The 11261-nt window shown below is 33.4% G+C and carries 2 protein-coding genes; one reads left to right on the plus strand and one right to left on the minus strand.

Translation table 11 applies throughout. The annotated features are described in order from the left end of the window. Positions 1-3: 3 nt before the first annotated feature. Positions 4-3291 (plus strand): UvrD-helicase domain-containing protein, encoded by a 3288-nt coding sequence (locus OPR30_RS04040; RefSeq protein ID WP_265030456.1) that lies wholly within the window; start codon positions 4-6, stop codon positions 3289-3291. Here OPR30_RS04040 and OPR30_RS04045 read toward each other — a convergent pair. Then, a complete protein-coding gene (locus OPR30_RS04045) occupies positions 3274-11055 on the minus strand; it encodes a tetratricopeptide repeat protein (RefSeq protein ID WP_265030457.1) in 7782 nt (2593 codons plus the stop codon). The two genes, OPR30_RS04040 and OPR30_RS04045, sit on opposite strands and share 18 nt — an antisense overlap. Positions 11056-11261: the final 206 nt, after the last annotated feature.

Raw genomic sequence — 11261 nt, forward strand, 5'->3', positions numbered from 1 at the left:
CTAATGAGATCAAATGCCATAAATCCTAACTTCTCTGTATGGGTAAGTGCATCAGCTGGTACAGGTAAAACAAAGATCTTAATAGACAGAGTATTAAGACTTCTATTAGAGAATAAGAGAAATATTCTCTGCTTAACATTTACCAATGCTGCAGCAAATGAAATGGAGGATCGCATTTACAGTACACTTAGTAAGTGGGCAATATGTCCAGAGGGTATATTGGTCACAGATTTAGAACAATTAGCCCAGTGTGTGACCAGAGAAAATAAAGATTATTTAACAAGAGCAAGAAGGCTTTTTTCTGAACTGGAAAATATTGGTCTTAATATTCAAACTATACACGCCTTTTGTTACAAATTAATCTCCAGCTTTCCTACAGAAGCTGGTATCGCTCCACATTGTACGTTGAGCGAATGTAAAGAATTGCATTCCATCGTATTTGAAAAAACGCTTCATAATGAAACTGTGCAGGACGATATCAATATCGTTGCAGCTGAAATTGATGAAAATAAGCTGCGTGATTTGCTCTATACCTTATGTATAAAGAGATCAGCTCTAGAAAATAATTTAGGATATATAAAAGATAAACTAAGCGTCCCAGACAAGATTGACAATTTACAGAATGAAACGATTGAGCAGATAAAAAGATTAGCTGAAATATTAAGTAAGGGAAGCAAAAGAGATCAGAGTTACAGTGCGATACTTTATTCTACTGTCATCCCAGCTGGGATCCAGAAAGAAAATATGTGGATTCCAGTGTCAAGCACTGGAATGACACCAGGCCTAGCAGATCCCAGTGTCAGCTACTTGGATGACACCGGAATAAAGTGGGATGAAACTAAGATAGAAAATCTAGCCAAAGTATTTCTGAAGTCAGAATCGCAGGAAAAAAAAAGCATATCATCAATTATAACAAAGGGTACTTTGGAAAAATTTGAAGATGCAGAGCAAATGATAGAAAGCATTCAAAACACAGTATCCACTCACGTAAAAGACATGAATTCTTATCAAATATTCGGAAGAACCAGTAGTTTACTTAGTATATTTAAAGTATATGTTGATCTATATAATAATGAAAAATCAAAGAATGCACTGCTTGATTATGATGATATCATCAATTTAGCAACAAATCTCCTTAGCAATCCAGGCAATAAAGATTGGATATTGTTTAATCTAGACCAAAAAATAGACCACATTCTTGTTGACGAGGCACAAGACAATAGTATTAGTCAATGGAAAATTATAACAAGTCTCTGCGATGAATTTTTTACCGGCAGTGATGAAAAGAGAACTTTATTTGTTGTTGGCGATGTAAAACAATCAATTTACAGATTTCAAGGAGCAAATCCCCATCTATTTAATTACATGCAGCAATATTTTCACACGAAAACCGGTGGCAGAGATTGGGTATCATGTCAACTTGAAAAGTCATTTCGCTCAACTCCAGAAGTTTTGATGCTTGTAGACAGAATATTTAACAATTTTCGTGAAGAAATATCTTTCAATGATAACAAGATAAAACATATTCCATATAGAGAAAACGATCAAGGGTACATTGAAATCTGGCCGTTACTGCCAAGGTATAAAGAGGAAGAGCAGCAAGCCTTACAAATTCATTTAATACAGAGGAAAGATTATGTAGTAACAGATCGATTACTTGCTCAGGCAATAGCCCAAAGAATTCACAATTGGTTAAACGAAGGGCGGATTTTAGTCGCCAAAGATCGTCATATAGAACCAAGGGATATTATGATTTTGGTACGGCAGCGAAATGTGTTAGTTGATTACATAATAAGTGAACTAAAAAAAGTAAATGTACCAGTTATAGGCCGAGATTATTTTAGAATTATGGATTACATAGCTGTGCAGGACTTAATAGCTTTAGCTGAATTTTTGCTCCTCCAGGCAAATGATCTTGCTCTTGCAAATGTTTTAAAATCACCGCTATTTAACTTCACTGAGGATGATTTATTCAATATTGCATACGATCGTAAAGAACAGTCGTTGTGGGAAAAACTTCAAGATTATCAGGAGATTATCTCTAATGAATTAAACTATCTAATTAATTTATCTCAGACAGAATCCCCCCTTACACTATTCACGCATATATTGCGCACAGGCAAGAAGAAATTTGCTGCAAGGCTAGGTCTTGAGTGCTTCGAGATTCTAGACGAATTTATGAACCTCGTATTGCAATTTGAGCACCCATCTCTTCAAGCATTTGTTCAGTGGATCAAAGGAAATAATCCTGAGATTAAAAACGATATGCAATCAGAACTCAATGCTGTACGAATAATGACAATTCATAAATCAAAAGGTCTACAAGCTCCAATAGTGTTTTTAGTTGACACAAATACAGTACCAAGAAACAGTGAAAATATTTTGTTTGATGCAACGGAAGCACCATTTTGGTGTGGCAAAAATAGTAATGCTTATTGTAATCAAGTAAAAAGAGAGAAAAAACTAGAGGATTATAACGAATATTTGCGTTTGCTGTACGTGGCACTTACGCGTGCTGAAGATGAGTTATACATTTTAGGCAAAGAGCCAGTGCAAAAGGGCTCTTGGTATGATCTAGTTATTCAATATGGAGCATTATATGAGAGGAAAAAACTATACTTACAGCCGATATTTAAAGAAAAAGTTGAAGTGCTATGCATGAATGCAAACTACCCTTCTATTTATAAAAAACGTGATTATTTTGATGTTCCAGTGATTTCACCTCCATCAAACCTATCAATGTCATTGCAGCACGTAACGCTGGAACCTGGAGAAAAAAAGCCAGTGTCAAGCACTGGGATGACAGATGAGAATGCTGGAATGACAAAAAGGAGCATTGGGACGACAGACAGCTATGCAAGAGGCTTAATAATTCACAGTATATTGCAATATATGCCCAAGATAGAGAAAGACAGGAGAAAAAATTGGGTTAGGAAATATCTTGATAGCATAAACACTAGTGAAGATAAGGATGAAATTTACAGCAAAATATTAACCTTTAATGAAAAATATGATTACCTGTTCGACTTGGAGGGCAAATCAGAAATTCCACTTAGTGGAACAATTGACGGAAAACCAGTATTAGTGCGGCTAGACAGACTGTGTATAACAGAAGACAAAGCAATCATAATTGACTATAAATCACACCATAACGTTTCTATTTCCTCATCAAATGAAATAAAAAAGCAAATGTTGATCTATAAAACCTTAGTGCAAGAAGTCTACCCAGATAAGCAGGTAGAGTGCGTGGTTATTTGGATGGAAGATTTAACCTTACAATCTTTGATCTAAACTCAAAGGGAGTGTTAAATAAACTCCTTTCAAGCCCTTATTATTCGCGAATTCTATAACAACCCTATTAAGTAAAGATGAAGGATCTACATTAGCTATACCTTGCTCCTGATTATTACTGTTAACCATTTGTTGCTCATCACACATCTTTTCAATATTGCCTTTTAAAATACTCAAAAACTTTTCATCTTTCAGACAAGCTTCTTTTGCAGCTGAATATAAAATATTTGGTATTTGGGAGTAACTCTCGTTCCTTACGTGGCCTGCTATATCTAAATATACTTTAAAAAAGTTAACATCTTTTACTAGTACATCAGATTGTTTAGCTGTTTTTTCAAATATCTTTTCAAATTCTTCTACGATATTCAGTGTGTTAGCCAGAGCTTCTTCAGGAGTAACAGAACAAAACTTAGGAAGAGGATATTTTTTATCTAAGAAACTTTGTAATAAGAAGAATCCTAAGCCAATATTATTGCTGACACAAACTTCACTGCTAAATTGGCTAGTACCAGCTGTATTAGAATAATTTGCTGAGGTTTCAGGCAAAGCAGCTCTAAACCCACCTATAGAGCTTTTTATCCAACCAAATAAACCATTTATCCATGAAGATGGTCTTGTACCACTACTAATTGCGTACTCACTTCTACGATTTCTAATGTGCTGCCTATGTCTATGAGGTTGGTCAGATAACATCATAACTTCTGTGAAAACATCACTATAAACTTGATTCCTATGTTCTCTTTTTACAATATTTATATCTCTTGCAGCATTTATTTCCTTCTCATGATCTTTTAACACTATCTCTTTATCAGCAAATTTTATTGATAACGCTTTCATCTTAGGTATTTTATAGAATTTACTAAGTGTAATACTGCAGAGATTATCTTTAGTAATAGTCGAGTCAAAAGCATTAGTTATTATTAAATCACGGAAATTGTTACGAACAAAAGTATAGTTTCCTCCTTTTCTAGGCGTGATAAGCTCAGTACCTTTCTCCACATCTTGATTCGTTACTACAATAATCTCCTTATCCTTTTCAAATATCAAAGGTTGTGGTTTTAATTCTAATTCAGAACTTATTTTCATAGGCGCACTATCTGAGATAATATGAAGATTTTCATACCAATCCAAACCGTCTTTTAATCTTATTGTTAGCACTTCTAATAAAAAACTTTGTCCCATTTCTGTTTCTAACTTAACTAGCAAATCATTTCCATCTTGAAAAATTCTTGGCAGATTAATATGTATTTTCAAATCATCTTGTATTATTTTTACCACGTTACGTAAATCTAACGTATCTATGGAACTTCCTTTATCAAAATTATAGATGTTTACTTCTGGCATAGAAGAAATACTATGTTCATATCTTTTCTTACCTGAAGCTATAGTAATTACGTATATATTCTCACCACCATTTCCAATTAAGTGACTGTTATGGATCGGGTGATTGTGAAGTGCCTCAAATTTCCCATGGCCAACAAGTATAGATTCACCACCTGATTGCACAGCGATAGTCATATTGAGTTTATTCGCTATAGCTGGATAACTTTTTATAATTTCATCAATAGTTGTATTAGTACTCTGTATTGCATACAAATTTCTTTCCTTACCCACTTTTATTTCAGCGCTGTCTTTTAATTGATAGGTTATATTGTTCATTATGTTATATGAGATAGCTATACTAAAGTTTCCATTTGCAACTTTTGGAAAAAAATTGAACTTTATACTATTTTGATCTTTAACATCAACACTCTGAATATCAGCAAGCAAGTAGTCGAATATAATCCTATGATTACTTTCTAAATTAGTAAGTAATTTAACAGATGCACTACCTTTTTGAAATGGTACAATATAGCTAAAGTTACCTTTTAGTGCCAGACTATTTACTTCAGTATAAGGCCTAACTATTACTTGTATATTATAGGCACAGTTATTACTTTCTATTTGCAAATAATCAAGTTGTTCTTCGCTACCACTATTACCATCCAAAAATTTAGTTTTACATGCACTAAATATATGATCTGCCTTAGCTTTTCTACCAAGCACTCTTTCCACTGAATTAATTTTGAAGCCAGAATGACCACGGAGCTTATGTACGATAAGACCAATGTTTGCATTTAAATTAACCGCCACACTTACATCTTCTTGAGTCAATCCAGTGAGATCTAAGGTATCAATTCCACCCTTTCCGTACAAGGATCCTGCTATAAGATCTCCCTGTAAAACAAATATATCATTCTTATTTCCCCCATAGTATTCTTTAGAACCATCATTCACTACAAATATGTTCGGGCTATCCTTAAATCCTTTTGCATAATCTTCACCTTCTCCTAAATTAATTAGAGTATACCCTTCTGTTTTGTTATCAGATAAACCAATTGCATTTTTACATAAATACGACCCATAACTCGAAGCAGGTTCATCATCTCCCCTTGGTAAACAAAATAATCTTCCACCGCTTGGATCATCCGGTCTTGCTCTACTCCATTTTATATCATTTCTTTTTCTATCAAGTAGTACTGTACTGTTCAAATCTATCTCAAACTTAGTTGTGCATTCTTCAGTATGATAGCCTAATATCATTCCAATTGATGTTGGGTATGACATTTCACGACAAAAATCTACAATTGATTTACCAGTAGGAAAGACATAGCTTTGAATATCACTATGCTTCTTTAGATACTCAAATCCTTGCTTAACTAATTGGTTATAAAGTTGTTTTTCCTCCATTAATTCTTCTATATATTGTTCAGGTTGCATACCTATAAATGCATGCAATCCCTCAATAAATTTTTCCCTTCCAGTTAAGTGAATTATTTCATCAATTTTATCAACTCTCTTTATTGCCGTATAAATATCAGTTCCAACAAATACTACAGCGCCAATTCCTGCTTCAATAGGTCCAGTAACACTTGATACTCCTTCTAGTACTTCAAAACCTTCAGCAACTTCTATACCAATCTCTGCGCTATCCACTCCAAGATAAATACTATCTCCTATTACGCCAACTAGTGCTTCTTCAGTACTATTTTTAAATGCTTTTATCTGATTTACTAGATCATAAATAACAAACGCAGAAGTACCTCGAGCAAGAAAAGGTGATGCAACCCTTAAAGACCTACCAAGTAATGCCTTTCCTTCTGAGAGTAAATTTAATCCTTTACGAGATGCAGCTTCAGCAACTTTAGCAAACCCTTGACCACCGGCTATAAAACCAACATTAATTGCTACACCCTGATAATCTCCATTAAAAAAGTCAGCTAAAACATTTTTAACCATCATTCCATGCATGGTTATGCTAGAGATTTTCTTTACTCTACTTAAATGATTCATGACTTTCTGATTACTGGTAAGCTTATCAACCAAATTGCTAAACTTACCCTTAACTTGAACTTTACCTGCTAGCTCAATTAGCTGAGAATGCTTTTCCTCTGGTAGATCTTTAATATAATTAACGAACTTTTCACTATCTATCTTAATTTTACTAAAATCTCTTTTCTCATCTTTTTCTGTGTTAAATTTATCTACATCTTCCCAAGAAAGCTCACATTCCCCGATCTTTACTTCTCTTTTTCTTCTTCCTAAACTTGTACTCGGCAAACATTCTTCAACTTTACCTTTTCGATATATTTTATCAGCCCTTTCTAGTAACTCTGTTGCTCTTTGATGATTACCTAAAGCTTTCTCAGCAAAAGCTAAATTTTCTAAGGCTATAGCTACTTCAAAATGATCTTCTCCATAATGCTTCTCTAAAATAGGCAAAGCCCTTTCTAGCAACTCACTCTGTTGCTGATAATCATTTAAAGCTCCATAATTGATACCCAGATTTACTAATGTTTCAGCTACTTCAAAATGATCTTCTCCGTAATGTCTCTCTAAAATAGGTAAAGCCCTTTCTAGTAACTCTTTTGCTTCTTCATAATCACCTAAAACTAGACAAGACATACCTAAACTTTCTAGCATTATCCCTACTTGAAAATGCCCTGTTCCATAGTGCTTCTCTAAAATAGGCAAAGCCCTTTCTAGTAACTCTTTTGCTTCTTCATAATCACCTAAAGTTTCGTAAGAGTTACTAAGATTCGTTAGAGCTATAGCTACTTCAAAATGATCTTCTCCATAATGCTTTCGTAAAATAGGCAAAGCCCTTTCTAGCAAATCTTTTGCTCTTTGAGCATCACCCAAAATCTCGTAAACAACACCAAGATTTGCTAGAACCAGAGCTACGTAAAAATGATCTTCTCCATAATGTCTTTCTAAAATAGGTAAAGCCCTTTCTAGTAACTCTTTTGCTTTTTCATAATCACCTAAAGCTCCATAAGTGGTACTAAGATTTACTAGAGCCATAGCTACTTCAAAATGATCTTCTCCATAATATTTCTCTAAAATAGATAAAGCATTTTCTAGCAGCTCTTTTGCTTTTTGATAATCACCTAAAGCTCCATAAGGGATGCTCAGGTTTACTAATGTTTTAGCTACTTCAACATGATTTCCCATATAATCTAAAATAGGTAAAGCCCTTTCTAGTAACTCTTTTGCTTCTTCATAACCACCTAAAGCCTCATAAGGGATGCTCAAGTTTATTAATGTTTTAGCAACTTCAAAGTGCTCTACTCCGTAATGCTTCTCTACAATAGGTAAAGCCCTTTCTAGCAACTCCTTTTGTCTTTTGGGATTACCAAAGCTAAAATACCCATCACTTATCCATATTAATAAATTCTCAAGGTAATCTTCTTCTATTTTTTCTTTATCTTGAGGGTTCTTTTTTAACCAATTATCTATATGTGATAAAAATGCCTCTAAGTGTGGTAATAATTCTCGTTTCCTAAGATAGTCTTCTAATTTATCACCACCATAAGGAAAATTTGCTTCTAGTAACTTGAAAGTCTCGTCCATAACCTCCTTGCTTTTACCCTCCTCTGCTAACGCTATTCTTGTCACTTCTTGAACTAATTTATGGGCACTCAACACACTTTGCTTTTGCTCGCCACTCACCATAGAATATTTTATAAGTGAACGAACAGCTGACCTTAATTCCTCCTCGCTAATCCCTGTCAAACCTAAAAATACTTCTCTGCTAATCTTCTCAGGTGCAAGATAAGATACAATATTTAAAATCCTTAAAGCTAATTCTCCATATCCTTTGTTACCTGCTATTTCATCGGTTGTAATTTTCCAAGTGGTGAAAGTTGTTTTTGCGTAATCATTATCAATTCCTCTGAATAATGCAGAATCAAGCAGGTCTTTCGTCTTCTTTTCATATTCATTCAGATAATCATCTATATCAAATTCCCTGGTAACTCTTTGGTCCTCAATGTATGCTATTGCTTGTTTTATAGCTAAAGGAAAGTATTGCAATTTTTCTACTAAGGTTTTTATCTTTTCGTTTTGAGATTCATCTTCTATACTCAAGCCCTTTTTTACAAATTCTATCGCTTCTTCTGGCTTTAATTCGTTCAGGTTAATAATTTCTATCCCTTTGTCCCACTCTAGATTACGAGAAGTAATTAAAATATAAGGTCCATTACCACCCGGTAATGAATCATGTAGTGGTAAAAATTTATTCAAATAATTACTTTCCTCAGCATCATCAAAAATAAATAAGCTTTTGCTATTACTAAAAAAATTGTAAACTTCTTCTACGGTAGATCTTATATCCTTTTCTTTTCCATTTGCATCTTTTGTATCAATTTTTAGCTTATCCTTCGCTAATCGAGTAAATGATTCAATAAGAGCTACCTCGCTTTCACCGTTGATCCATATAACGTTGTCATAATAATTTTTACTATATTCTTGAACATATTGTCTAGCTAACTCAGTTTTTCCTATTCCTCCTAAACCGCTAATTGAGGTTATTTGTGATATTACTGTTACTTTTTCTGAACTACGTTGTATCTTATTATGTAGGTCAATTAACTCTTCCCTTCTTCCAGCAAACAAAATTACTGGCTTCTTTACATCAAACCAAATTGGCTCTCTTACTTGCTCTCTTGCTACGATTATACTATGTATTTCATCAAGCTTTTTATCTACTTTCTCGAAACTTTCGAGACTTTCTTTTCTTCCCTCTGCAATAGAGTGTGCTATCTTTTGACTAGCTTCCTGATGTTGCTTTATTATCTCACTAAAGACTTTCTTAACCTCGTTTTGATTACTTTCTATGTAACTTGATAGCTCATTAAAGTTCTTACCTATATAACCCTCTAATTCATTGAAGTTTTTTTCAGCTTCCTGTTTCATTTCTTCTTTAAAATTGCTTAGTAACCTCTCTTCAATTAACTTCGGATCTTGCTTATTAATCTCATTCAATAATTCACCTTCCCATTCTTCATTTGTTTTCCCATCTAACTTTAAAACATACCTATACTCTTCTCTAGGAGGCTTTTCTTCACTGTATTCTCTCACGAACTTTTTTATTTTATTTTCCAACTCCCATTTAAAAAGAAGACGATAACCATATTTGCTAGTATCACTCTTTTCATCTATTCTCTTGTAGTATTTATCAGCGCTACCATCACTCTTTATTGTTACTAACCCCGCTTTATCAAATAATTCTGCAGTATTCCATGAATTTGAATTTTTACTTTCTAAACTATGCCCTGGCTTAATGTGAGGAATACCAGTGGAGGTTTGTTTATATTTTTTTGACTTTCCAAAAACGATACCTTCAGTAATTGAGTAAGTACAAAACTCTTTTTCGGTATTTTTTCTATAGTAATCAACCACTCTACTAACAGCATCTTCTGCTAATTTTGTCATTGCTCTCTGCCAACTTCCATCTACTTTAACTTGTACAAATTGGCTCTCAAAACTTTGAAAAATCTCAATACCAGATTTTACTAACTCTTTCCTAATTTTTACCGGATCTTTTTTAAAGATATACAATTGATCTACCAGCTTTTTAAGCTCTGCTCTATTATAACTATCACCAATGCTGGATATTGCTAATCGAAGAACGTTAATCACAACAAGAGAAGATGCCTTTATTTTTGTTATCTCCACTCCTTCTGTTCCACCTTGTCCTGTTCCCATTATCGTATTAGCAAAATCAGCCCACTTACCTGTTTTTCCTTTTTGATTTTCTAGTCTTTCATAGTATTCTGATAAAGAGCGTTCATAAATAAAAACAAAATCTTCAACAAACTTCCTGAGCTTTTCATGCACTTCCTTCTCCTGTGCAGAAAGTCTTTTTACTTGATCAGAAGATTTTTTTAAATGTTCTTCTAAAGTCTTAATAATCTTTTCCTTATTTGATTGCTTAGCATTATCTAGTGGAGTTTTATCATCCTTATTTTTAATATTAATCTTTGCTCCTTTACTTAGGAGTAATCGTACTAATTCTTCATTACCTTTAGAAATAGCAATATGTAAAGGAGTATTACCTTGATTATTTTGAATGTTTACATCTATACCAGACACATTCAAAAGAAGTTCAACAATGTCTTGATGATTTTTGCTTACAGCAACATGTAATGGTGTATTACCACCATCATTGAGATCAATATCATTAATATTTTCTACTTGAGTAAGTAACCCTTCAATTTCACTAATCTTATTTAGCTGAGGATTATCCGTTCTATGCTCACGTATCGCCAGAAACAATTTAGCAATGTTAATATCATCAGGATTATATTGACGTCTTATTCTATTTTTAAATTGAAAAGATTTACTGTTTTGTTGCTTATTCAGCTGCTCTTTCAACCGATCAATGATTTCTGAATCAATCTCTTTTTTTAGATTACTTACTCGATGTTGTGTCCTCAGCATACACACCCCCTATATTACCTAAAGCTTTTATATAGTAATTAGATACATCAGAAAAACAAAGGATTTTTGAATATTATGGTATTTTGTTGAAGTTTTTAAGCTGGGCTTATATAAGAGCTTCGTTTTATCTTTAAATTTTATTTTCTCTACATTACCTCAGTTTTCCTTTGCTATTAAATAAATTACTATTGATCTAGTATCATATT

This window comes from Wolbachia endosymbiont (group B) of Athalia cordata, assembly GCF_947251845.1.
Classification (GTDB): Bacteria; Pseudomonadota; Alphaproteobacteria; order Rickettsiales; family Anaplasmataceae; genus Wolbachia.